Genomic DNA, 22,674 nt, shown 5'->3' with positions numbered 1-22,674 from the left:
AGTTTCCGCCGGCGCCGCGTTGCCACCGGCGCCATCGTTCCGCCCGCCCCCCGCTCCTGGGTGCACGAATGGATGGGGGCGGGGTGCGCCGGGAGAGCTCATTGCACCTCCAGCAGAAGCTCACTCTCCGGGATTGCCCGCGCGCCTGGCTCGACCGCGCCTCCGGAAGAGCTGAAGACCAGGTGGAAAGCCCCCTCACCACCGCCTGCGATCCGACGCGCGATCTCCTCCCCCCGTTCGCGATGTTCGGCCGAGACAAGGCGAAGCACCATCCCGTCAAGGGCATAGACCCGCTCCCCGGGCGCGCTCCGCGCCTCGTCCGGAACCAGCGCCAGCGCGGCCAACGCCCGTTCGCTGCCCTCAAGGTCGCGAACCCCGAACCAGACTTCTGAAATCCCCGTGACGCCATTGGGATGGTCCTGCCACTTGCGGTCATCATACTGGGGATAGTCCTGCCGGACCTTCTCGATGCCTGCAGCGTTCCGCTCGGCGAAACTGAAGTTCCACAAGGGAAACTCGAACGAGCGGATGAACAGCAGATCGAGTATTCGTGGATAGGTCGGCTCGCCGCCGGCATGCAGGGAAATGACCTCGGTCGTCGGCACTCCGGTACCGGCAAGGGACATCATCGCGGTGGCAATGCTCGGAACATAGAAGGCAAGCCCAACCGTCCTCGCCGCCTTCATCTCCAGTTGTTCGTAAAACGGCCGCCGGCTGAAGAACTCGACGCTCTGGCCTGAGGACAGCATCACCATGATGCTCTCCTCTCCGCTCGCCCGCTGCCCCAGCGGCCAGGGGCTGAACCCCATTTCCTCGCTCAGCCAGCGCTCGGTGGCCGGCAGGTCGTCCACCGCGATGCGCAGGAAACCAACGGTCTCGACATCCATCTCCGGTGCCCTGGCAGACCAGGCGGGCAGATCGCTCGGACCTGGTATCGCCACGGGCTGCTGCGCCCAGGCGGAAGGCGAAACGAAAATGAGGAGGCCGAGCGCGATACGGACAAATGGTTTCATCGCAGGATCTTTCCCAGGAAGACGAGACACAGGAGAACCGGCAGTACAGCCAGAAGCAGGACGTAGACCCGCGTCATCCGTTTCAGGCCCGGCGGTCCGAAAAGGCCCACGCCCTGCCAGCGGCAAGGTCCGTAATCCGGGTCGCCAAGAGCGGCGCGGCAGGCGCTGACAAGGTCGCTGCGCCCGAACGGGTTGAGGTTGGCCATCAAAAACAGAGCGCCGGCGAGCGCCACCGCCTGAAGCGGGGCGATCGGAGCGGGCATGGCCCAGAGCACCAGGACCGCCAGCCCCGTCAGGACAAGATCGCAAGCCGGCCCGGCCAGATGGATAAGCGCGTGGTCGCGCGGCGCCAGGTCCCATGCCTCCCGCAGATCGAGCCAGGGCATCGGCAGTCCCGTCTTGCCGCGATCAAACCCGACCGCCGACGGCGCGACACCGAAAAGGCGCGCAACAAGCAGATGTGCGAGTTCGTGCAGCAGCACAAGGCAGGGCACCGCAAGCAGCAGCCAGCCAAGCGTGGCGACCGAAAGCGGGAAACCGCCACTGTCCAGGGGAGCGGCGGATTGCGCCGCCAGGAAGGAGATGCACAAGATGGCCGAGGCCATTGTCAGGGCACCGCCGAGCGCCGTGACGAGATGCCCTGCCGGGCTCGCCGGCGCGCGCGCGCCCAGGTCCGCCAGCGAATGACGGGCGATCAGGGCTTCCGCGGCGGAGAGCACCGCCTCGGCTGCGGGTTCGCCCGACACCACCAGTTCCTTGAGCACAACATCGCGCTTTCGGCCTCCCAGCAGCGCGACGACGGCCCGCGACAGGGGGCCGCTCACGCGGACATAGGGCATGGGCAGGCGTGGAATGATGAACAGCCTGCCTCCGGATCGGACCAGCATCGGAGGGGCCTCGGTGGCGGTTGGGACGGACGGCGGCCTCATGACGGCGCGGCCTCTCCGAATGCCAGCCCGGCAATCGGGGCGATCCGCCAGCTATCTGCGGGCAGGCAGGCGTTCATCCCCTCGTTGAAGACGCCGCCGAGAAGCGTTCCTTGCAGCCCACGGGCGCAGGCGCCAAGCCAGGCGAGGTGCAGGCCAGCGCCGAGGGCCTGCAACGCATTACGGTACCCGGCCGCGCCATGGGCACTGGCAAGAGGGCCCATTTCCAGTCCGCCGACCAACATGGCCGGAGCCATGTCGGGTACGCCTTGCCAGAAGATCCGCGCATCCCGTGCCCCCGGCCTCCAGCCCGCCAGTCCCGCTCCGCGATTGAAGACGCGCCCCCGTGCCCGATCGACGGCGACAATGCGGATGTGGCGGGCGAGCCCCGGCACGTACCGCGCCACACCCGTCTCGGCTTCCGCGAGCAACTCCAGGATCGTGTCGCACGGGAGGGCATCAGGCGGCAGCAGTCGCACCGCCCGGCGTGCCGACAGCGTCGCGCCGAGATCGGCCAGCCCACCCAACGATGCCTGCGGCTCCCCCGGAACCGCGCGCGGTTGCGACGGGGCCAGCGGCCTCCGGCCCAGCGCAGCAACCCACAGCAACGCCCGCTGCTCCGACAGGGCGGCAGGGTCCGGCCCGAACACCGGCTCTGCGCCGGGACCTTCGCTTGCGACCGATGTTCCGGATGTCAGGCATGCCGAAAGCAGATAGCGATCATCGACGAAGGAAAGCGGCAGGAGCCTTTCGATCGGCCGCATATCCAGATCGGTCCGAACCGTCAGAGGCATCCCGAGCCTTGCTCCGACCTGCATGAGCACGGCGGCACAGACGCCCGCATCGAGCCCGCAGATCTTGTAGGCCGCATCCTGGTACTTGCGCGCCACCCGCCGCAGCCGTGACACGATCAGGAAAGACGGCTCGCTCTCGCTCAACCCTGTTTCATTGCTTGCCCGCACCTCCCCGAGCCTCTCCAGCGCATGGTCGGTGTCGCGGTACCGGTAGAGGCCGGCGGGAAGATCGGTGGCGCACGGCAGGTTGACCAGAAGCTCAGCCGAGCGCAGGTCGCCGCCGGAGGGCGTTATGCGTCGGCCGCCATCCAGCCCGAAGGCCCATTTGCACGCCAGCGACAGGCGTTCAGACAAGGTGCCCTGCCGCTCAACCACCGCTTCGGGCAAGAAGAATGCCGGGGCACCGAAAAAGGCCGGAGCCGGCCCGCTCGCCAACTTCCGGTTCTTGGTTGCGTAGTGCATCAGATAGGTGCGCGAGCTCAGGTGGCGGCTGAACGGCTCCTCGATGCCCGACTGCGCCGCCGCCACCAGCAGCGCCTCGTTTGGCGCAGACGAACCCGCCTCCACCGCCACATAGGGCGACACCAGGACGGCGCGCCGGAGCAACTCCTCGTGGGTCGCGCACCGGCTGAAGATCTCGACGGCATTGAACTTCCGGCCCCGTTCCAGACCGCAGGCGAGCCGGAACAGCCTGGCGGCAGTGATCGTCGCCCACATTTCCTTCATCGGATGACCGCTGAGCACCGGACGCCCGCTTGCCAGCCAGGCCCCGGAAAGCCATTTGGCCACGGCGCTCGCGGTCTCGGCCGGAACCAGCGGTCCGAGCCTGAAACTGTCCCGATCGCTTCCGGCAAAGAGCGTCAGCGCGCCGGGCCTGGTATCCTCGTTCGACAGTTGCAGGCCGGCGGGATCATCGTAGAGCACCAGGCTGACATCGTGGACACTGCCGTTGCAGGCACCCGCCCCGTCCAGCTCCAGGCCGGCCCCGCGCACCGCACGCTCCGCTGCCTGGCGCAGATGCTCCGGCCCGGACACCCGGACCCGGAACCGATCAAAGGCCTCGCGCAGCGCCCGCCTCGAACGGTGAACACTGTCAGCACCGCAGACCTGCTCCCAGAACCGCTCCGTCTCCGGATCGCGCAAATGGACACCCCCTTGCGGGCCGGGCGATCCATCCTGCAGCACCCCATTGCGGTCCAGCAACGCGACCAGTTCGTCGACATTCCTCGCTGCTTCGTCGAGACCGCCGAACTCCACCGCCACGGCAGTGGCGATCTCTTCCCGTGCGCGCGTGCCGTCGCACAGGCCCAGTATGCGCTTCACCAGGTCGAGCGGGATGGTGCTGCTCAGCACCTCGCGGCGATTGCCGCACAGGATCGCCAATCGCGCTGGCCCAAAGGGCAGGATTGCGAAATCCGGTGGAAAATAGGGCGCCAACGGCGCGAGCCGCAGCAATTCGGGATCGCGAACCCGCTGCGCGGCAAGCTCCCGGGCGTGACTGCGCTCGACATTCAGCATAGCGGTTCCTTCAACGTATCCGTTGCCGGGGCAGCAGGGCCAAGGTTCAGCATTTCGCCGAGGTGGCGGTTGGTTCGACGACCGGAAGCTGCCGTCTCGCGGCGGCAGCGGCAGCCGTGGAGCGCCAGGACCATGCCATCCTCAAGGAAGCTCCCATCGGAGAGAAAGCGCAGGAAGCGTCCCCGGCAGTCCTCCTCTGGCTGGTGCAGGCGCGCGGCGAAGGCCTGGGCGGCAAGGGCGGCAAGATAGGGTGGAAAGCCCGGCCGCGCGGATGGCGCGCGGCACAGGAACGCCCTGTCGAGCTTTTCCAGCCGCCCCGCATCGTCGAGGGTGGCAGTGGACAGGCGCCGCCTGGCGAAACAGTCGGGGCAGCCCGGCAGGTCGGCGCGGAAATGCGGCCCGACCATGAGCGTGTCTGCGAACAAGGCGATCAGATGCAGCCGGCAGCCGGAGCCGGCCAGCCTGTCCCACAGGCTCGCCATGCTGTCGGGTCGGTCGAAATCCAGAACCGCAAGAGTGTCAGTCACCTGCAGCGGCTCAAGCCCCGCCTCCGCGTCAAGATCCACGACAGGCTCGATACGCAGCCCCTGGGCTCTCAACTCGTCCAGAACCCGATGACCAAAGACGCCGGAAATGACGCATTGCAGGGTCGTCGGGTCATTGGCAGCTGTGCGGGCAGGCGTGGCGGCCATCTCTGTTCCTTTCACGCGAACGGCTGGGGATAGGGATTGGCGGCAGCCCGGTCGAAATGCCCGTAGCCTGCCTTGGGCGGGTAGCTTTGAAGCCGCGCGTGGCCGAGGTATCGGGCGGAGGGCAGGAAATCGAGCGGCATCAGATCCGGAGTGAAGGCGCGGATGACGCTCAGGCCGGCCTCCCTCAGGTCGTCGGTCGTGAGGTCGACCAGCGTCAACTCGAAATCGAGCGCCTTGAAGCGGGCCACAAGCCAGTCGAATTCATCGCGAGGATCCGGACCGCAATCGGGGCCAAGCCTCGAGATCAGGGTCTCCCGCCGCCCCGTCGACAGAAAGTCGAAGGCGGCTGCCTGTTCCGGCCGCCCCATGTAGCTTGCACCATACTCCAGCCGCGAGAAGTGGAGCGGATCGTCGGGGATGTCCTGGAAGAAGGGGATCGCCGTACGCGCCACACAGGCTTCGCGCACCACCTTGCCATAGGCAGTCCAAGGGTCGAACTCGGTGCTGCAGCCGACGAAAGTGGAGAGCTGCGGATGCCCTTCGTATTTCTGCAGCAGATAGACGGTCGGCACGCCGAGATCGGTCGTCGCGTCGTAAAACTCATGTTGCAGCGGCAGGGTGCCGATCCGCGCCAGCGTGCGAGCCGCCTGCTCCGGAGGTTCGGAGTCGACGACGAGCCGTGGCAACGGCAGCCGGCAGATCCAGGTGAGCGCGATGGCATCTCTCTCGATGCTCTCGCAGATTGCCGAGACGGCCGCCCGGTAGGGACAGCTATGGATGGCGATCCCCGTCGTGATCGGCGCCCAGAACGCCTCCCCCGGCAGCAACTCGAACACCAGGTGCGACATCACCAGCGGCAGCCAGACCTTGCGCCCCTGTGTGAGGGAATACCCCTCGACCCAACGGATTGGCCGGTCCGGATCGAAGGCATGCAACTGACAATGCGGATCGGCAAGCTCGGCTGCATCGCATTTCGGCCAGCGGCGATGATCCAGCGCCGCTGATCCCAACTCATTGGCGCTGGTGAGGATGTAGTCGTTTTCGTCGAAAATCGAGCTGGCGTAGCGCTCGGCGGCCTCGGCGACGGCGCGAACATAGGCCATGTCGGCGTTCAGATCACCGCCATTGCCGGCGGTCAGCGTCGCAGCCGCGCTGCTTCCGTCGCCGGCGCGAATCCAGGGATAGCTCAGCGACACGTTGCAAAGCCTTGCGGTGCGCCGCCGGAAGTCCGGCACGCCCAGTTCCTCGTCATCGATCGGTGCGACGCTCCGTACGATCCCGCAGGAGGGGCTGAGGATCGATGACCATGAAAACCGGGTGCGGAAATCGTTCCGCTCGAAAACCTCGATCATGCCGCCACCCCGTCGAAAGCAGAGACGAGGCGCGCGAGATACGCCTCGTCCGCCGCCGGGAAGCCGAGCCTGTTCATCATCAGGTGGCAGAGATTGAAGGCAAGCTGGTCGCGGAAATTGTCGTTCTGCGGCATGTGATGGGCTGCGGCCCGCGACATGGCCCGCACCGAGATCTCCCACTTTGCGAGCAGCGCCGTCTCATCGTCAGTAAGTAGCGCCCCGGCGTCGAGCGGATCGAACGCGGTCTTGCGGATCTCGGTGATCTTCTCGTCGAACTGGGACTGCGCCGCATTCGCGCCACGCATCCAGTAATCGCTGTAGTCCGCCAGAAACTGGTGGGTGGAGCGCGGCAGGTCGAACAGCTGCACGCAGCGCGCCATCAGCAGCGGAGCCATCCACTTGCGCGAACGCCCCTCCAGAAGCTCCGCCCCGATGATCGCCGCTGCGATCTCGCTCGACAGCTGGAAGTGGGTCTCACAGGCCTCCAGCATCTCGCCCGTCCCGTATTTTCCGGTTTCCGGCTCATAGGTGTCGCGCTGGACAAGCGCGCGCGAAAAGCCGGGGGCCGGCCCGGCCCCCCTCGCAGTGCCGACAAGCGGGGTAAAGGGACTTTCCGGCGTGACCGCCAGTTCCGACACCAAGGTGCTGAGCTGCCGCTCGAGCTGCACCGCAAGCGACTGTAGCGCCTCAGGGGAGGCCGGCAGAAAGCGCAAGCGCAGATGCGGCCCGCCATCATCGGTCATGCGCAGGAAGTGCCATTTCCCAACCTCTGGCCGGGCACCGATTTGCGCCAGGTCGGTGGCGACGAGGTGATCAAAGCCGGAACCGAACAACCCCGGGTAGAGCTTGAAATAGATCCAGCTTGCGCCATGCGACACAGTCATGTCCCCCGCTCCATGTCGAACCTGAAGAAACGAACCGAGACCACCGTCAGCACCAGTGTTGCCGCCGCCAGCACGGCGACCGCGACTTCCAGGGAGACGCCTTGCGCTTCGCCTGTCGCCGCCATCCGCAGCCCCTCGACAAGGTAGGTGATGGGCAGCAGGCCCGAGATCAGCGCTAGGCCACCGCCAGGCGGCACCTGGAAGAACACGTTGCCGAAGCTCAGCATCAGGAAGTTGAGCCCGAGCGTCAGCAGCATGCCGACCTGCTGGTTGCGGACGATGCCGCCAAGGGCGAAGCCCATGGCGACAAAGCAACAGGTTCCCAGCGTCAGAAGCGCGGCGAAGAGCACCCCGCTGCCCTCGATGCGAAAGCCGAAGAAGGCGGTCGAGATGGCATAGAGGCCGGCCATCTGCACCAGTGCGATCACCAACCGGGTGGTCAGCAGCGCCACGACGATCTGGAACACGGTAATCGGCAGGGTTTTCATGTGGCGGAAGACACCGCGTGCCCGCTGTTGCAACAGCGGCGTCGAGGTTCCGAACAAGCCAAGCTGCAGCAGCGACATGGCGAAGAATGCAGGCAGCAACTGCACGAGTTCGGACGTCCGCTGCACCGGCTCGAAGCTGTAGTCGAAAGGCGCCGGATCGGCCCGGCGGCCGGCCGCCGCCAGCGCGATGGTGCGAAGCGTCGGTGCCAGCACCGGGTCGGCCGCGATCACAAGCCCGACACGGCCGTCGGTTGCCACGGTGATCATGACGGTGCCGGCCCCCGTACGGCCTGCCGGCAGCACGCGCACGGACGGCACCGCTGCAAGGGCCTCGATGACCGCCTGCGCCTGCGGCGTGTCCACGTCCCCCTCGACGGAGAGCGGCAGCGGGCCGTATCCGCTCCCGCCGGACCCCGTCAGGAAGAAGATCACGACAAAGATCAGCGGAAACACGAAAGTGAAGAAGCTCGATGTGAAATCACGCAGATATTCGCGGAAATTGTTGAGCATCAGGATGGCGAGCAGTGGCGCGTTCATCCCCGTGCTTCCTTCCGTTCCGGCCCAAGAAGGGCAACAAAGACGTCCTCCAGCGTCGACCGGCGCTGGCCCAGCCGCGCCAGATCGAGATGGGGGCGCAAGGGCGAGGCAAGCAGGCCGTCGAGATACCCGGCTTCGAACACCACCTGCGCCACGCCTTCCCGCGACGTCTCAAGCGTCAGCTTCGTCCGCATGTCCGCATCGGCGTCGATGATCCGCCCCGCCACTTCCGCGTCGATCAGCGCGATCGTCAGGCGCGGTGGGTGCCCGTTGCGCGCGATCAGATCGTCCGGGGTTCCGGTCTCGCGCACCCGGCCGTCCTCGAGGATCACCACATTGCTGCTCAACTCGGTCGCCTCGGCCATGTCGTGGGTGGAAAGCAGGATGGCGGACGGCGCGGCTTGCCTGTCGCACAGCCGCCGCAACTCCTTCCAGAATGCCAGGCGGCTGAACGGGTCGAGGCTCGCCGTTGGCTCGTCAAGGATCAGGACGGACGGGTCCCCCACCAGCGCGGCAACCAGCGCGAGCTTGCGCTGCTGGCCGCCGGAGAGCTGACCGATCCTCTTCTTCCAGGCGCCGTCGAGAGAAAACGCCTCGATCAGCGAGAAAGGCAGATCCTGGCTGCGATAGGCCTTGCGCACCATCGCCAGATATTCGTCGGTGCGCAGCAGGGACGGCAGGCTTTGGTGTTGCAGCACGATACCGACCTTGCGCCGCCGGTCGAGCGACAGGCTCGAATAGGGTTCTCCCAGGATCGTCGTCCGGCCGCTGTCGGGCTTGCGCAACCCGACCAGGATTTCGAGCAGGGTGGTCTTTCCCGCCCCGTTCGGCCCGAGCAACGAGGTCAGGGTCCCCGCCCTGCATTCGAGGCTGACGCCGTCGAGCGCCACCTGCCCGCCATAGCGCTTGCACAACCCGCTCGAGACAAGCCCCGACGGAACGGGATCCCCGGAGATGCGAAGCCGGCTACGCCCGAGCGTGACAGAAGAGCCGCCACGCAGTGCCGCAACAACACTAGAATTGGTCATCGAACTCTCATCTCCGGGGAGGACTTCAACTCATTCGTGGCAGCTGCTACAGCCCGAGTCGTAACCGCCCGTGCCCGTTATGCAGCCGATGCAGAAGAAGCTTCCGACTGTTGAACCGGCACCGCTGCCGACCGTCGTTCCGGTCGAGAGACAGTCGCTGGTGGTAGCCCGAGCCAAAGTCGGCTCGATTTCCTCGATGTAGCTTTCGTAGACCTCCGAATGAGAGGGGGCACAAATATCAAGAACATGCCGCATTTCATTCCTCCTTCTCATGTTTAACGTAAGTAAAATTTTGCATTACTTATCATAATACTGAAAATTCAGATTGATTTTCTCATGCACCTCCATTCGCAATTGATGAGAACTGATCTCTTCGAGATATGAGAAAGAGCTCGACCGCGATGCAAGACGCGAGAGCCAGTACGGATGAAAGAACGAGCCCCAGGAAGACGATCGCAAGCACGGCTGGCGACACCGCCGAGATCCGCTCCGCTTGCCCAGACAGCCATGCCTGGCCGAGCATGATCGTGGCCGCGCCGGCAAAGGGGATTGCGCATAGCAGCGGCATCACCAGACGACTGGCCAGGACCGGCGCCAGTTGCACCGGCCGTGCGCCAAGCAACTGGCGCAGACCAAGTTCCCGCCGGCAGGTGACCGACTGGAAGCGGATCACCGCGAACAGCGCACCGCCGACAACAAAGAGGGCTGTGATCCAGGTTCCCAGGATGAGCAGGGCGACACCTTCCGCTGGTCGGTTCGCCGCCCCGTAAAGTGCCGAAAGCTCGATCCGCGAAGGCGTCACATGCGGCCACAGCCGCCACCAAACCGGGACGACTTCCCCAAGCCGGGAAGGCCCTTCGATGGTGTCGAAGCGGATGGTAACCGCGCGAAACAGGTTGGCATCGTGATAGACAACGAGCGGCGAGTTCGGGACATGCCGTCCGTTCAGGCGAAAATCCTCAACCACGGCCGCGACATGCAGGCGAACACGCGGGCCACCGTCGAAACTCAGCAGTGTCTGGCCAACAGCCTCCTCCGGGACGGAGAAGCCAAGTTGCTCGGCAGCGCTCCGGTTGAGGACGGCCTGGTCGGTTCGCTCCCGCCAGTTCTCCGGCAGCTCCCCGGCAATCAACTCCACGCCGATGCTTCTCAGGAATCCCGCATCCGCCGACAGCGCCTGATAGCGCTTTTCCGTCTTCCGACGGTCGGTGGCCGCGCGAAGCTCCATGTAGCTGTAGTCTTGCAGGGTGCCGGGAAGTGTCTTGGCGAAGCCGACCTCGCGCACGCCCGGCAGAGACAGCAACTCCTGCCGGAAGGCATCGTGGCGGATGCCGAGGACGCCGTCCTGGTCGACCCGCAGGGCCAGCGTGCCCTCCAGTGACATGCCGGTGTCCTGCCGCGCCAGATAGAGCTGCTGCAGGAGCAGCACGAGCGAGAGACCGGCCGCCGTACTGCCGACGACGAAAGTGGCCCAGAGCGGCAGGGGGCGGTGGCGGGCCCGCACGGAGGCGGTCGGACGGCGGGTCAGCGACAACAGGCCGACGGCAACGAAGACGAAAACGCAAGCAGCAAGGACGGCAATGCCCTCCCGTGGCGTGATCGCGAAGGCGGACGGATCCATCCTCAGCAGGTTCGCGACCAGCCTGGACAGCCAGATGCCTCCGGCGATCCCCAGGGTGCAGAAGCCGACCGCCGCCGCCGCCATCATACCCGCGAGCGCCATCCGGCCGGCGGCCGGCGGAACGGCGAGACTGCCCAGGGTTTCGAACAATGCCGCCGTCTGCAGCCGCGCCAGGGCGACCCCATAGCCGAAGGCCGCCAGCGCGACGCAAGCGAGAACCGCAGCGCCAAGCCACAGCAACCGCGCCAGGGCCGGCGATATGGCCGCCACAAGTTCCTCGTAGGCCCCGTTCGACAGCCAGATGTCGGCCGCCGCCCGCGCCCTGAAGTCCGGCACCCATCCACCGAGATACGGTGCGCGGGCGGTCAGGTCCGCGGCGATCACCTCCGCCCGCTCGTGCGCGCCCTGGCCCGGAATACGAACGAAGGTGTAGGCGTTCGGGCGTAGCCATTCCATCGGCAACTGGCGCAGGGAGCTGGGCAGCAGGTCGCGGTCAATCGCGCCGGGCACCGGATCGACGAGAACCACGTCCGGTCGAAAAACGGCGTTCTCCGCGAAAGGGGTGAACACCGCCGCGACGGTATGGGTCGATGCCTGGCCATGCCTGTCGACCCGGGAGAGGGAGATACGCAGCCCGATCGGATCGCGTTTCCCGAACAGGCGTCGCGCCTCGGTGGCGCTGATCAGAGCATCGCCCGGCCCGGGTTGTCCGGTCGCGAATGCCCCCTTCTGTATCTTCCAGTCGAACACCGCGAGCGAGGGCTGGTCGCTGCGGAAGACGGCACCGCCCGGCAGCGACAGTTCATCAATCACCACCTGCGATCTCACCGGAGTAAAGCGTCCGGCAACTGCCAGCGCCCCATGCTCCTGCCGGATCAGACGGGCCAGTGGGTCGGGTGACGTGGCCCAGTGCCCGCTTTCGCTGGTATGGCCGGACGTCCAGACGGTGTCTATGCGCCACAGATCGGCGTCGACCAGACGCCCCGGCGCGAAGTAATACCGGACGGCGCCAAGCAGAACGACGCAGACCGCCATCGCGGCAGCAAGCACGACAAACAGCAGGAAGAAGCTGAGCCACTGGCGGCCGAGCCTCGCCAGAAAGGCGCCAAGCAAAGCCCGCGTTGGAAAAAGCCCAGAGAGAACCACAGCCACCGCCCCGCCAACGTGCTCAGGAGGGCGAACCCTGCCTCAACATCCATCGATGGCTGACCGACGACGCACGAGATGCAATCACGGCGTGTCAGGTGGCTGATTTGCACAATCCTAAATGACATTCCCCAACTGTCAAGACACTCTTACCTTTGATAGGAAATGCAGAAAATACATATATTAGGATCGCCATCAAATAATACGTATAGATATTTTTGTCAGTGACTAAATAACATTTATATTCGATATATATATAGATATATATCAAGACGCCGCGAGATCGAAAATGGAGAGAAGCGCAAAGAGCGCGGCGCGGTCACAACGGATGCAGCACGGCCATTGCCATTCCCCATCGGGAAACTCACGCGACAACGTGTTGCCTGGCGGGGCGGCAACCAGTGGCTTGAGCCAAGCGATCTCGTTTTCCAGCGTCTTCAGCCATGCCCCTTGCTGGCGTTAACTCCGCCACGCCTGGCGTCCCACTTAGATGCCGGCAGCTTTGCAGGAGCTGGCAAGAGCTCGCGCTGCCCCTTTCGGCACCCCCTCCCCGCGTGCCTTTGGGACACGGCGAAAGAGAATTGCCCCCACCTCTCTCGCCACGAAAGCCAGCGGCCAACCCGGCCCCTCTCCATGATGGCGAAGGCGACCTCGATGCCGGGCGGCATGACGCAGAACACCAACATCCTTGGCATCATCGTCTTCAGCCGCATCAAACAGGCGTTCGAGGAGAACAACGCGTCGCTGCCGGGCATCCAGATCGCCACCCATGGCAGGTCCGACGGGCTTGGCGGCGAGGCCTATGCGGTTTGGATGCGGCGCTAAGGTTCCATCGGTTCCACCGACGCCACAGCGAACACAGCCATTGGTTGCATTTCTCCACCTTGATCATCAAGAAAAATCATATACTTACCGTATAGTTCCCCAAATCCTTAAATAGATATTTTTCTGTAATTTGAAAATATCAGGAATATGAGACACAATTGTAAAAAGATATGAAAGGATTGTCGGTCCTATGTCCAGCCCGCGACAAGACGGAATGCGCCCGAGCCGGCGCTCTGAACTTATCGCATTCCTCGTACTTGCATTCGGGGTTTGGCCCTTTATTGCGGTAGGTGTCGTCGGCGGATTTGGTTTTATTGTATGGATGAGCCAGATCGTTTTTGGGCCACCCGGGCCACCGGCCGGGCTGCACTGAGGCCGCCATGGAACGACCTACCGACCTCTCCAGGCGTTTCTTTCTTACTGGCGGCAGGTGCGACACACCTTTTCCGACACCCTCCTTACGTCCGCCATGGCTACTTGAGGACGCCATACTTGGCTGCACCGGATGCGGCTCGTGTACCGAAGCCTGCCCAACCGGTGTGGTGCACATTGTGGAACGAACCGCGACGGTGGATTTCACGCAGGGCGAATGCACCTTTTGCGGCGCTTGCGCCGAGTCCTGTCCGGAACACCTGTTCGATCTGTCCACCATACCATTCGAGCATGTCGTGGAGATCTCAGGCTCCTGCCTGACCTATGCAGGCGTGACCTGTCGGTCTTGTGGCGATGCGTGCCCGGAAATGGCGATCAGGTTTCCTCCGCGCATCGGCGGGCCCTTTCTTCCCCAAATCAATGCCTCCGCCTGTACGGGCTGCGGGGCCTGCATCGCCCCCTGTCCGGCCGGCGCGACCGGGCTCGCCCCTATGCGTGAGGTCGCCAATGCCTGACATTCCAACGTTCGTGATCTCCAGTGCCGTTGTGACCGCCATGCCGGATCGCGTTGCAGGCGTGCGGGATTGTCTCTCCGCCATGCCCGACATCGAGGTCACGGCCAGCAAGGGAACCAAGCTCGTGATCCTCCTGGAGGGAGCCACCCGGGAAATGGTCGGGGGACGACTCACGGAGATTGCAACGCTGGACGGCGTCATCTCAGCAAACATGGTTTTCGAACACGTCGAGGAGGGCACCTCATGAACCTCGAACTGACGAGACGCGATATCATCAGAGCGCAGGCGGCCGGAATTGCTGCCGTGGCGGCCGGGATAAGCGTGCCTGCGCACGGACAGCCCGTTCCGGGCGGCGTCCAGTCTCTCGACATCAAGTGGTCGAAGGCTCCCTGCCGCTTCTGCGGGACCGGCTGTGGCGTGATGGTCGGCGTGAAGAAAGGACAGGTCGTGGCCACCCACGGCGACACCCAGGCTGAGGTCAACCGAGGCCTCAATTGTATCAAGGGCTATTTCCTTTCGAAGATCATGTACGGCGCTGATCGGCTGACGACGCCGCTTCTGAGAAAGAAGAACGGTGTCTATTCCAAAGACGGCGAGTTTGAACCCGTGTCGTGGGACGAGGCCTTCGATGTGATGGCCGAGAAGGCGAAGGCAGTTCTGAAGGAGAAGGGTCCAGAGGCCGTCGGCATGTTTGGTTCCGGTCAGTGGACGATTTTTGAAGGCTATGCCGCTCAGAAATTCATGAAGGCGGGGCTTCGCTCCAACAACCTGGATCCCAACGCGCGTCACTGCATGGCATCCGCCGCCGTCGCGTTCATGCGCACCTTCGGCATCGACGAACCCATGGGGTGCTACGATGATTTCGAGCACGCCGACGCCTTTGTGCTGTGGGGCTCGAACATGGCCGAGATGCACCCGATCCTGTGGACGCGTCTGGCAGACCGCAGGCTGGGCCACGAGCATGTGCGCTGTGCGGTCCTGTCAACCTTCACAAACCGCTCGATGGATCTGGCCGACATCCCGATCGTGTTCAAGCCGGGAACGGATTTGGCGATCCTGAACTTCATCGCCAACCACATCATACAGACAGGGCGGGTCAACGAGGAGTTCGTAAACAGGCACACGACCTTCATGAAAGGGCAGACCGATATCGGTTATGGCCTTCGTCCCGAGCACGAGCTGCAACAGCGTGCAACCGGTGCCGCCTCAGCCGGAAAGATGGAGCCGATCGACTTCGAGGCATTCAAGTCGCATGTCGCCGAATACACGCTGGAGCGGGTGTCAGAGATCTCCGGCGTCGAGCCGGATTTCCTGCTCGAACTCGCCGAACTATATGCTGACCCTGACAAGAAGGTGATGTCGCTCTGGACCATGGGGTTCAACCAGCACGTTCGTGGCGTCTGGGCGAACCAGATGGCCTACAATCTCCATCTGTTGACCGGGAAGATTTCCGAACCGGGCAACAGCCCGTTCTCGCTGACGGGGCAACCGTCGGCCTGCGGCACCGCGCGAGAGGTCGGCACCTTCGCACACAGGCTGCCAGCGGACATGGTGGTCACGAACCCGGAGCACCGAAGGCGTGCGGAGAAGACGTGGAAGCTGCCGGAAGGTCTGATCCCCGAGAAACCCGGCTATCATGCCGTTCTCCAAGACCGGATGCTCCATGACGGCAAGCTCAACTGGTACTGGATACAGGTCAACAACAACCTCCAGGCGGCTCCCAATAGCTCCGGCGAGACCTATCCGGGCTATCGCAATCCGGACAATTTCATCATCGTTTCGGACGCCTATCCGACTGTAACGGCGATGGCGGCCGATCTCATACTTCCCGCAGCCATGTGGGTCGAGAAGGAAGGGGCTTACGGCAATGCTGAGCGGCGCACCCATGTCTGGCACCAGCTTGTCAATGCGCCAGGTGAGGCTCAATCCGATGTCTGGCAGGTCATGGAGTTCTCGAAACGCCTGACGACCGATGATGCTTGGCCACAGGAGATTCTCGACGCAAATCCCTCCTACAAAGGCAAGACCCTCTACGAGGTTCTGTTTGAGAACGGCAACGTCAACGCGTTCCCACTGTCCGAGACAAATCCCGACTACGCGAACCAGGAATCTCAGCATTTCGGTTTTTACGTCCAGAAGGGGCTGTTCGAGGAATATGCCTCGTTCGGGCGGGGACACGGGCATGATCTCGCACCCTACGACCGCTATCATCAGGAGCGCGGCCTTCGCTGGCCGGTGGTCGATGGTCAGGAAACGCGTTGGCGCTTCCGCGAGGGTTACGATCCGTATGTCGGCAAGGGACGAGAGGTCGAGTTCTACGGCCGACCCGACGGGCGAGCGGTCATTCTCGCCGTTCCCTACGAGCCTCCGGCGGAAAGTCCGGATGACGAGTTCGACCTCTGGCTGGTGACGGGCCGTGTGCTCGAGCATTGGCACTCAGGCTCGATGACGATGCGTGTTCCAGAACTCTACAAAGCGTTCCCCGGCGCGCGGGTTTTCATGCATCCGCAGGACGCGCGCGAGCGCGGCTTGAACCAAGGGGCGGAAGTGGTTCTACGCTCGCGGCGTGGGGAGATCCGCACGCGGGTCGAAACCCGGGGCCGCAACCGCATGCCCCGCGGCGTGGTGTTCGTGCCGTGGTTCGATGCCAGCGTGCTCATCAACAAGGTCACGCTCGACGCGACCGATCCCATCTCCAAACAGACGGACTTCAAGAAATGCGCTGTTCAGATAGCCGCCGTCTGAAACCAGAGACGGCAGGAAAAACGTGGCCCGTCGCCGCGCTGATCCTCACATGTGTCGTCGCGTTTGCCATCCCTGCCCTGTCCCAGGACGCTCCGCGACTGACGGGCGAAACGCACCCGATGGAAAACGCTGCGGCCCCGCCGGTTCCCAAGCAGGTTACGGATGATGTCCGCAAAACCCGGGCTTACCCGGAACAGCCGCCCGTCATCCCGCACTCCATCGAGGGCTATCAGCTCACCGTGAATGCCAACCGCTGCCTGTCCTGTCACCGGCGCGAGTTTGCGGAAGCCGCAGGAGCACCGATGATCAGCATCACCCATTTCATGACCCGGGAGGGGCAGATGCTCGCGGACGTGTCACCGCGTCGCTATTTCTGCACCATGTGCCATGTCCCTCAAAGAGATGTGTCGCCGCTGGTCAAGAACACCTTTGTCGACATGAGCGAACTGGGGCCGAAACCGGCCGGGGATCGGTGAGCCATGTGGAGGCGGATCAAGGCTGCCTGTCATTGGGCCTGGCAAATTCTCGCGCGGCCCAGCGTTCATTTCGGATTGGGGTTTCTGACGCTTGGTGGGTTCATAGGCGGTGTAATCTTCTGGGGCGCGTTCAACACCGCCCTTGAGATCACCAACACGGAGGCGTTCTGCATCAGCTGCCACGAGATGGAGGCGAACCCTTATGAGGAGCTGACCCGTACAGTGCATTTTTCCAATCGTTCTGGGGTGCGAGCCTCCTGCCCCGACTGCCATGTGCCTCATGACTGGACAGACAAGATCGCTCGAAAGATGCAGGCCTCGAAGGAGGTATGGGGACATATCTTCGGCACGATCAATACGCGCAGGAAATTCCTCGATCACCGGCTCGAGCTCGCCAAGCACGAATGGGCGCGCCTCAAGGCCAACGACAGTCTTGAGTGCCGTAACTGTCATTCCGACGCTGCCATGGACTTCGGCAAACAGACCGTCCGGGCAGCGGACATTCACCGGCGGTTCCTGATCTCAGGCGAGGCGACCTGCATCGACTGCCACAAGGGGATCGCCCACCAGCTTCCGAACATGGAAAACGTCGAGCCCGGCTGGATGGCGCCTGCCGAAATGCGCAGTTCCAGCGCGTCGGAGAGTGATCAGGACGCGGAAAGCGTTCGCCGTTACCTTGTTTCACTTGAAGGGAACTGAGCCGTCGTCGGGCGGGGCACCTTCCATCTCGATCCGGGACTGGCCATCGGCGCGGCGCATCAGCTTCGTCATGTGTTGCGCAAAGAACCAGGTGGCCGGTGCGCCAAGCACCAGCCCGCCGACGGCGGCCTGGTACGGACTGAGAACCGGCCAACCGACCCAACTCGCGATGAGCGAGGCGAAGAAGAGATTGACCGCCGCCGCACCCGCGCCAAAGGGAAAAAGTGCGGCAACAAGCCGCCAGCCTGGCCGAGCGGTCATCGGCGCGCGACCAACCATTGCACCGCAGCAAGCGACAGGACGAGGGCAAGAGAGGCGACGAGAAACCAGACCTCGGCTTCGCCGGTCTGCGGCTTCGGGATTGGCCGGTCAAAGGTCTTCGCAAAGGTTGGCGAAAGGCCCGCTACCATGCCTGCAAGAGCCGCGATCGGAGTGCGAAGAAGGGAAAGCGCGCGCATGTCAGGTCTCCTCGATCAGGGAACGGTAGATTTTGGGAAGAGCGCCCGTCAGGCGCGCAGGATCAGGCAGGAGTGTGAAGCCCGACCGGTTGAAGATACGGGCGAACCAGTCCTGCCCGTCGGCATCCACCACGATTGCGTGCACCGCCTGGCTCGCGCTCCTGGCCTCTCGCACCGCCATGCGGCTGTCCTCGATGCCATGGATACCCTCGTAGTGATCAAGATCGTTGGGTTTGCCGTCGGTCAACACAAGCAACAGCTTGCGGGTCGCGGGCTCCTCGCCAAGCTTTGCCGAGACGTGCCGGATGGCGGCACCCAGCCGCGTGTAGTGACCGGGCTTCAGGCCGGCGATACGGGCCTGAACCTGTTCTGACATCGGTGTTGCGAAGTCTTTGCAGCGGCTCAGGAAAACGCGGTCGCGGCGCAGTGAGGAGAAGCCCCACACGGCGACCCTGTCACCTGCCGCATCGATACCAGACGTGAGCGCACCGAGGGCTTCCCGGGCCGTATCGATGATCGCCCGCTCGCCGATCACCGCTTCCGTGGAGCGCGAGCAGTCCATGAGCACCGCGACGGCAAGATCGCGCTCGGTCACCCGCAGGTCGCGGTAGAGCCGGTCGCTGCTTTCACCCGTCGCCCGAAGAGCGATGCGGTTGGCAACGACTGCATCGAGGTCGAGTTCTGTCCCGTCTGTCTGGCGTGCGCGCATGATGCGGCGCGGATGCATACTTTCGAACTGGCGGCGCACGCGCTCGACAAGACGGGGATCGGAACTCGCCTCCCGACGTGCGGAGACCGGCGCCTCGCTCTCCAGGACCCGACAGTGGCCCGGCAGATAGGTGCGGCTTCTGTGGCTCCATTCCGGATAGACATGCCTGTCCGCAAGCGCCTCGTGATCTGCATCTTGCGGGGCAAGGTCGAGATGAAGCCGCAGACGGGTTGCCGCGCGCCGGTCATGGCGTGACAGGGTGATATGCTCCTGGTCTTCGGCCGCCTTCTGAGCGTTTTCGTCATCATCGTCCTCGACCGAGCGGTTCAGGTTGAGGCTCTCGACCCAGCTCATGATCGCCTCGAAGCGATGAATGATGAAGCTGTCCCGACGGTTCGCCTCGTCACGGTTCTCGCGCTTGCCAACCTTGCGCGTGGTCGTCGCCAGGCCCTGCGGAGAGGCGCCCGGAGTTTCCTCTGCCGCAGCGCTGCCCGGCCTGCGGGCGATGAGCCGTGGCCATATCGCGACCGAGCGCGGCGAACGGTAGCCGCGCGGTGCCACAATCTCTTCGCAAGAGCTTCCGGCAAGCTCGCGCGCCAGCCGTGACAGTGGGCTCGTGGACCCGAGGCTGGCGCGGATGAGGCCTTCGACCGCCTGCTCTGCCTCTCCGCGCGGTTGTGCCACGCGGGTTGCCAGCACCTGGCGGCGCAGGGCGCGGTGGCTCAAACCGAGCCCGGGACAGGTCTTGAGCGTCATCGCAGTTGCCTCGCGCAGGCGGGCAAGGCGAACAAGATCCGCCGCCAGCGGATCTTCCGGCAGGGTTTCGACATGTGTCGTGTGCGCGCAAAGCGCGGCAAGCCAGAGATAGGCGGCCTTGTTCAGCCGCGGATCCGCAAAATGGTCCATGACGCCCGGCAGGCGAAGATGCTCGCCATCGAAGGTGGCGGGCGTTTCCATGGGGCGTGCGTCGGCAAGCGTTTCGGCTGCGCCACGCCGATGAGCTGCGCCTATGGCCGGGGCCTCGGCGATCTCGACGCCGCTTGCGCCGCCGAGTGCGCGAAAGAGCACGGCGATACTGGGGCGCACGGCCTCCAGCGTCACCGCACTGCCGGTATTCTGCTCAGGCGCGGCCAGGCGGCTCGCCCAGTCGTGCCAGAGATTGCCGACAGCTTCTTCCGGCTCCAGCAGGTCCAGGGGATTGAACATGGCCGCACCGCTCCTAGCCGTAGACCGTCGCGACGAGATCGCGCAGCGCGCGCTGCACGTCCGGTTCGTCGCTCATGGGCTCGATCACCGCCGCATCGAGTGCGCGCTCCAGCGTCATGCCGCCGGCAATCAGGGTCGCGGCGTAAATCAGCAGCCGGGTCGAGACGCCTTCCTCAAGGTCCATGCCCGAAAGCGCGCGGATATGTCCGGCGAGCCGGACGAGTGACGCAGCCCGTTCCTCCGGCAATCCGCTTTCGCGAACGATGACAGCCGTCTCCGTCGCCACATCAGGGAACGTGAAGCTGATCGACAGGAACCGCTGACGGGTCGAAGGCTTCAGGCGCTTTAGAATGTTCTGGTAACCTGGGTTGTAGCTCGCCACGAGCATGAATTCTCGTGGCGCCTTGAGCTCTTCTCCGGTGCGGTCGATGGGAAGCGTTCGGCGGTTGTCGGTAAGCGGATGCAGCACCACGGTGACATCCTTGCGCGCTTCGACCACCTCGTCGAGATAGCAGATCGCACCTTCGCGCACCGCGCGGGTCAGCGGACCGTCCACCCATTCCGTCTCGCCGCCACGCAGGAGGTAGCGGCCGATCAAATCGGCCGCCGAGAGGTCGTCATGGCAGGCGACCGTGTAGAGCGGCCGGTTCAGGCAGGCGGCCATGTGCTCGACAAAGCGGGTCTTGCCGCAGCCGGTCGGCCCCTTCAGAAGAAGGGGCAGACCGTTTTCATAGGCGGCCTGGAAGAGCGTGCACTCGTTCCCGGTCGACTGGTAGAAGGGAACTTCGCGCAAAGGCCCGGTGCTTTTCTGGACACTCATGCCAGACCTCCTTCAGGCGCGGCCACCTTGGTTCCCGGAGTGACAACCTCGCGGCGCGGAAACAGAATGGCGTAGATGAACAGCAATGCCCCGAGTACGACCGCGATGCCCGCGCCGAAGCGCATCATGTAGAACAGGCCAAGCTGGTCCTGGACGTCCATGTAGTAGTCGCCCACGACCCGCTGCATGTGGGTCTGGATCGTTCCGGCGAAGGTCAGCACAAAGGTCATGAAGGCCATGCCACCGGTCATCAGCCAGAAGCTCGCCATGTTCAGCACCTGATTATAAGGCGCCCGGCCCCTCAGGATCGGCATGGCGTAGGTGAAGACCGCCAGGTTCAGCGCGACATAGGCTCCGTAGAAGGAGAGATGGCCGTGCGCCGCCGTCACCTGGGTACCGTGGGTGTAGTAGTTGACGCCGTGCAGCGTATGCAGGAAGCCCCAAACGCCGGCGCCGAAGAAGGCCACCGTCGATGAGCCGAGCGACCACAGCAGAGCGGCCTTGTTCGGATGGTTGCGACGCCCCTTCCAGACCATCAGGAAGGCAAAGCTCATCATGGCGAAGAACGGAACGACCTCGAAAGTCGAGAACACCGACCCGACCCATTGCCAGTAGGCGGGCAGGCCGATCCAGTAGAAATGGTGACCGGTGCCGAGAATGCCGGAGACCAGTGCCGTTGCAACGATCACATAGAGCCACTTCTCGATGACCTCGCGGTCGACGCCGGTGAGCTTCAGCAGCAGGAAGGCGAGGATCGAGGCCATCACCAGCTCCCATGTGGCTTCCACCCACAGATGCACGACGAACCACCAGTACATCTTGTCGAGGCTGAGGTTGTCCGGGTTGATGAAAGCGAAGATCCACAGCAACGACAGGAGCCAGAGTCCCATCAAAAGCACATTCGTGATGGCCGTCTTGCGTCCCGCAAGAACGGTCAAGGAGATGTTGAAGAGGAAGATCACAGCGGCAACAAGGATGCCAAACTTCACCCAGAGCGGCTGTTCCAGGAACTCACGTCCGCCGTGAATGCCGACCAGATAGCTCGCGACGGCGCCCAGCGTGCCAATGACGAGAATGGCAAGCTGCAGCCACGCGAGCTTGACCGAATAGATCTCCCGCTCGCTTTCCTCAGGCACCAGATAGTAGGCAGCGCCGAAGAAGCCGAGAAGAAGCCACACGATCAGAGCGTTGGTGTGGATCATGCGGATGATGTTGAAGGGCAGGATTTCGGAAAGCGTGTTCGGCGATACGTAGATCCAGCCGGCGAGCAGGCCGCCCAGAACCTGGATGGCAAACAGGCCCATGGCCGCCACGAAGTAGGCAAGGGCAACTTTCTGCGATGCATATCTCATGAGTGTTCTCCCTCAGCCCGCGTCGTTCGGTGGCCAGTTCTGCGTATCCGTCTGATCGGCCCAGCGAAGAAACTCGGCCAGTCCGCGCATCTCTTCCTCGGTGATCTCGAAGTGGGGCATCTGCCTGCGCCCCTCGATTCCGGAGGGCTGCGCCTTCATCCAGGCGTCGAGCATCTCGTAGGCGGCCTGCTTGTCCTCCAGCACGCCCCAGCGGGTCATCACGTTGCCGACCTCGGGAGCGAAATAGGCGCCCTCGCCATGAAGAGTGTGGCAATTGATGCAGCTGTTTCGCTCCCAAACATGCTTGCCGAGGCGCACCTCGTCTGAGAGCGGCATTCCGGCCGTGGAGGTGGAGACGACATAGCGGTGGCTTTGGACCGTGAGGGCGACGAAGACCGCTATGAAGAAGAGTGACCCTCCATAGAAGATGTTCCGCGCCCGCGATTTCGTAAGGATTTCAGACATCGTGACCGACCTGTTCCCTGTTGCGGATCGCAA

General features: G+C 63.9%; 22 protein-coding genes. 7 read left to right on the top strand and 15 right to left on the bottom strand.

Annotated features, from left to right (window positions below; translation table 11 throughout):
* Positions 1-98 precede the first annotated feature (98 nt).
* The 9 genes from ACN0WF_RS13975 to ACN0WF_RS13935 all read right to left on the bottom strand — a co-directional run bounded on the left by ACN0WF_RS13975 (position 99) and on the right by ACN0WF_RS13935 (position 11,966).
* On the bottom strand, positions 99-1,013 hold the full coding sequence (locus ACN0WF_RS13975; protein ID WP_417773381.1) for a hypothetical protein: 915 nt from the start codon (positions 1,011-1,013) through the stop codon (positions 99-101).
* Entirely contained in the window at positions 1,010-1,900 is an 891-nt protein-coding gene (locus ACN0WF_RS13970; protein WP_417773380.1) for a hypothetical protein, read from the bottom strand. Before ACN0WF_RS13970 ends, ACN0WF_RS13975 begins: the two co-directional genes overlap by 4 nt.
* A gap of 38 nt (positions 1,901-1,938) precedes the next feature.
* Positions 1,939-4,251 (bottom strand): hypothetical protein, encoded by a 2,313-nt coding sequence (locus ACN0WF_RS13965; protein ID WP_417773379.1) that lies wholly within the window; start codon positions 4,249-4,251, stop codon positions 1,939-1,941.
* A complete protein-coding gene (locus ACN0WF_RS13960) occupies positions 4,245-4,943 on the bottom strand; it encodes a hypothetical protein (protein ID WP_417773378.1) in 699 nt (232 codons plus the stop codon). Before ACN0WF_RS13960 ends, ACN0WF_RS13965 begins: the two co-directional genes overlap by 7 nt.
* 11 nt (positions 4,944-4,954) lie before the next feature.
* Entirely contained in the window at positions 4,955-6,295 is a 1,341-nt protein-coding gene (locus tag ACN0WF_RS13955) for a YcaO-like family protein (RefSeq protein ID WP_417773377.1), read from the bottom strand.
* Complete coding sequence (locus tag ACN0WF_RS13950; RefSeq protein WP_417773376.1) at positions 6,292-7,179, bottom strand: thiopeptide-type bacteriocin biosynthesis protein; 888 nt, start codon at positions 7,177-7,179, stop codon at positions 6,292-6,294. The genes ACN0WF_RS13955 and ACN0WF_RS13950 overlap by 4 nt, the downstream gene beginning before the upstream one ends.
* A complete protein-coding gene (locus ACN0WF_RS13945) occupies positions 7,176-8,204 on the bottom strand; it encodes an ABC transporter permease (protein ID WP_417773375.1) in 1,029 nt (342 codons plus the stop codon). Before ACN0WF_RS13945 ends, ACN0WF_RS13950 begins: the two co-directional genes overlap by 4 nt.
* A complete protein-coding gene (locus ACN0WF_RS13940; RefSeq protein ID WP_417773374.1) occupies positions 8,201-9,232 on the bottom strand; it encodes an ABC transporter ATP-binding protein in 1,032 nt (343 codons plus the stop codon). Before ACN0WF_RS13940 ends, ACN0WF_RS13945 begins: the two co-directional genes overlap by 4 nt.
* A gap of 334 nt (positions 9,233-9,566) precedes the next feature.
* The gene (locus ACN0WF_RS13935; protein ID WP_417773373.1) at positions 9,567-11,966 is read right to left on the bottom strand and encodes a hypothetical protein; all 2,400 of its coding nucleotides are present in this window, start codon (positions 11,964-11,966) and stop codon (positions 9,567-9,569) included.
* A 666-nt stretch (positions 11,967-12,632) separates the two neighbouring features.
* Here ACN0WF_RS13935 and ACN0WF_RS13930 point away from each other — a divergent pair.
* The 7 genes from ACN0WF_RS13930 to ACN0WF_RS13900 all read left to right on the top strand — a co-directional run bounded on the left by ACN0WF_RS13930 (position 12,633) and on the right by ACN0WF_RS13900 (position 17,631).
* On the top strand, positions 12,633-12,824 hold the full coding sequence (locus ACN0WF_RS13930; protein WP_417773372.1) for a hypothetical protein: 192 nt from the start codon (positions 12,633-12,635) through the stop codon (positions 12,822-12,824).
* 190 nt (positions 12,825-13,014) lie between these two features.
* Complete coding sequence (gene napE / locus ACN0WF_RS13925) at positions 13,015-13,197, top strand: periplasmic nitrate reductase, NapE protein (RefSeq protein ID WP_417773371.1); 183 nt, start codon at positions 13,015-13,017, stop codon at positions 13,195-13,197.
* Between the two features lie 7 nt (positions 13,198-13,204).
* Complete coding sequence (napF, locus tag ACN0WF_RS13920; RefSeq protein WP_417773370.1) at positions 13,205-13,711, top strand: ferredoxin-type protein NapF; 507 nt, start codon at positions 13,205-13,207, stop codon at positions 13,709-13,711.
* The gene (locus ACN0WF_RS13915) at positions 13,704-13,958 is read left to right on the top strand and encodes a chaperone NapD (protein WP_417773369.1); all 255 of its coding nucleotides are present in this window, start codon (positions 13,704-13,706) and stop codon (positions 13,956-13,958) included. Before napF ends, ACN0WF_RS13915 begins: the two co-directional genes overlap by 8 nt.
* Positions 13,955-16,456 (top strand): periplasmic nitrate reductase subunit alpha, encoded by a 2,502-nt coding sequence (gene napA / locus ACN0WF_RS13910; protein WP_417773368.1) that lies wholly within the window; start codon positions 13,955-13,957, stop codon positions 16,454-16,456. The genes ACN0WF_RS13915 and napA overlap by 4 nt, the downstream gene beginning before the upstream one ends.
* The gene (locus ACN0WF_RS13905; protein ID WP_417280664.1) at positions 16,429-16,932 is read left to right on the top strand and encodes a nitrate reductase cytochrome c-type subunit; all 504 of its coding nucleotides are present in this window, start codon (positions 16,429-16,431) and stop codon (positions 16,930-16,932) included. The genes napA and ACN0WF_RS13905 overlap by 28 nt, the downstream gene beginning before the upstream one ends.
* 3 nt (positions 16,933-16,935) lie before the next feature.
* Positions 16,936-17,631 carry a NapC/NirT family cytochrome c gene (locus ACN0WF_RS13900; protein WP_417280665.1) on the top strand — a complete coding sequence of 232 codons (696 nt, stop codon included), beginning with the start codon at positions 16,936-16,938 and terminating at the stop codon, positions 17,629-17,631.
* On the opposite strand, the gene ACN0WF_RS13895 is transcribed toward ACN0WF_RS13900, so the two are convergent.
* Genes ACN0WF_RS13895 through ACN0WF_RS13870 form a run of 6 tightly spaced genes read right to left on the bottom strand, consistent with a single transcriptional unit; the run spans position 17,614 to position 22,641 of the window.
* The gene (locus ACN0WF_RS13895; protein ID WP_417280666.1) at positions 17,614-17,892 is read right to left on the bottom strand and encodes an NnrT protein; all 279 of its coding nucleotides are present in this window, start codon (positions 17,890-17,892) and stop codon (positions 17,614-17,616) included. The genes ACN0WF_RS13900 and ACN0WF_RS13895 overlap by 18 nt on opposite strands.
* Positions 17,889-18,089, bottom strand: a complete 201-nt coding sequence (locus ACN0WF_RS13890) for a protein NnrT (protein ID WP_417280667.1) — start codon at positions 18,087-18,089, stop codon at positions 17,889-17,891. Before ACN0WF_RS13890 ends, ACN0WF_RS13895 begins: the two co-directional genes overlap by 4 nt.
* A gap of 1 nt (position 18,090) precedes the next feature.
* On the bottom strand, positions 18,091-20,004 hold the full coding sequence (locus ACN0WF_RS13885; RefSeq protein WP_417280668.1) for a nitric oxide reductase activation protein NorD: 1,914 nt from the start codon (positions 20,002-20,004) through the stop codon (positions 18,091-18,093).
* 13 nt (positions 20,005-20,017) lie between these two features.
* Complete coding sequence (locus ACN0WF_RS13880; protein ID WP_417280669.1) at positions 20,018-20,824, bottom strand: CbbQ/NirQ/NorQ/GpvN family protein; 807 nt, start codon at positions 20,822-20,824, stop codon at positions 20,018-20,020.
* Positions 20,821-22,176 carry a cbb3-type cytochrome c oxidase subunit I gene (locus ACN0WF_RS13875; protein ID WP_417280670.1) on the bottom strand — a complete coding sequence of 452 codons (1,356 nt, stop codon included), beginning with the start codon at positions 22,174-22,176 and terminating at the stop codon, positions 20,821-20,823. Before ACN0WF_RS13875 ends, ACN0WF_RS13880 begins: the two co-directional genes overlap by 4 nt.
* Positions 22,177-22,188: 12 nt before the next feature.
* Positions 22,189-22,641, bottom strand: a complete 453-nt coding sequence (locus ACN0WF_RS13870) for a c-type cytochrome (RefSeq protein WP_417280671.1) — start codon at positions 22,639-22,641, stop codon at positions 22,189-22,191.
* Between the last annotated feature and the right edge of the window lie 33 nt (positions 22,642-22,674).

Source organism: Stappia sp. (assembly GCF_048268045.1).
In the GTDB taxonomy this organism is placed as follows: Bacteria; Pseudomonadota; Alphaproteobacteria; order Rhizobiales; family Stappiaceae; genus Stappia.
This window is presented reverse-complemented; position numbering and strand designations above follow the sequence as displayed.

What these genes read in the sequence shown, in the direction of transcription:
- ACN0WF_RS13975 (WP_417773381.1), bottom strand. Translation starts at nt 1,013, where the DNA reads ATGAAACCATTTGTCCGTATCGCGCTCGGCCTCCTCATTTTCGTTTCG.
- ACN0WF_RS13970 (WP_417773380.1), bottom strand. Translation starts at nt 1,900, where the DNA reads ATGCTGGTCCGATCCGGAGGCAGGCTGTTCATCATTCCACGCCTGCCC.
- ACN0WF_RS13965 (WP_417773379.1), bottom strand. Translation starts at nt 4,251, where the DNA reads ATGCTGAATGTCGAGCGCAGTCACGCCCGGGAGCTTGCCGCGCAGCGG.
- ACN0WF_RS13960 (WP_417773378.1), bottom strand. Translation starts at nt 4,943, where the DNA reads ATGGCCGCCACGCCTGCCCGCACAGCTGCCAATGACCCGACGACCCTG.
- ACN0WF_RS13955 (WP_417773377.1), bottom strand. Translation starts at nt 6,295, where the DNA reads ATGATCGAGGTTTTCGAGCGGAACGATTTCCGCACCCGGTTTTCATGG.
- ACN0WF_RS13950 (WP_417773376.1), bottom strand. Translation starts at nt 7,179, where the DNA reads ATGACTGTGTCGCATGGCGCAAGCTGGATCTATTTCAAGCTCTACCCG.
- ACN0WF_RS13945 (WP_417773375.1), bottom strand. Translation starts at nt 8,204, where the DNA reads ATGAACGCGCCACTGCTCGCCATCCTGATGCTCAACAATTTCCGCGAA.
- ACN0WF_RS13940 (WP_417773374.1), bottom strand. Translation starts at nt 9,232, where the DNA reads ATGACCAATTCTAGTGTTGTTGCGGCACTGCGTGGCGGCTCTTCTGTC.
- ACN0WF_RS13930 (WP_417773372.1), top strand. Translation starts at nt 12,633, where the DNA reads ATGATGGCGAAGGCGACCTCGATGCCGGGCGGCATGACGCAGAACACC.
- napE (WP_417773371.1), top strand. Translation starts at nt 13,015, where the DNA reads ATGTCCAGCCCGCGACAAGACGGAATGCGCCCGAGCCGGCGCTCTGAA.
- napF (WP_417773370.1), top strand. Translation starts at nt 13,205, where the DNA reads ATGGAACGACCTACCGACCTCTCCAGGCGTTTCTTTCTTACTGGCGGC.
- ACN0WF_RS13915 (WP_417773369.1), top strand. Translation starts at nt 13,704, where the DNA reads ATGCCTGACATTCCAACGTTCGTGATCTCCAGTGCCGTTGTGACCGCC.
- napA (WP_417773368.1), top strand. Translation starts at nt 13,955, where the DNA reads ATGAACCTCGAACTGACGAGACGCGATATCATCAGAGCGCAGGCGGCC.
- ACN0WF_RS13905 (WP_417280664.1), top strand. Translation starts at nt 16,429, where the DNA reads ATGCGCTGTTCAGATAGCCGCCGTCTGAAACCAGAGACGGCAGGAAAA.
- ACN0WF_RS13900 (WP_417280665.1), top strand. Translation starts at nt 16,936, where the DNA reads ATGTGGAGGCGGATCAAGGCTGCCTGTCATTGGGCCTGGCAAATTCTC.
- ACN0WF_RS13895 (WP_417280666.1), bottom strand. Translation starts at nt 17,892, where the DNA reads ATGACCGCTCGGCCAGGCTGGCGGCTTGTTGCCGCACTTTTTCCCTTT.
- ACN0WF_RS13890 (WP_417280667.1), bottom strand. Translation starts at nt 18,089, where the DNA reads ATGCGCGCGCTTTCCCTTCTTCGCACTCCGATCGCGGCTCTTGCAGGC.
- ACN0WF_RS13885 (WP_417280668.1), bottom strand. Translation starts at nt 20,004, where the DNA reads ATGTTCAATCCCCTGGACCTGCTGGAGCCGGAAGAAGCTGTCGGCAAT.
- ACN0WF_RS13880 (WP_417280669.1), bottom strand. Translation starts at nt 20,824, where the DNA reads ATGAGTGTCCAGAAAAGCACCGGGCCTTTGCGCGAAGTTCCCTTCTAC.
- ACN0WF_RS13875 (WP_417280670.1), bottom strand. Translation starts at nt 22,176, where the DNA reads ATGAGATATGCATCGCAGAAAGTTGCCCTTGCCTACTTCGTGGCGGCC.
- ACN0WF_RS13870 (WP_417280671.1), bottom strand. Translation starts at nt 22,641, where the DNA reads ATGTCTGAAATCCTTACGAAATCGCGGGCGCGGAACATCTTCTATGGA.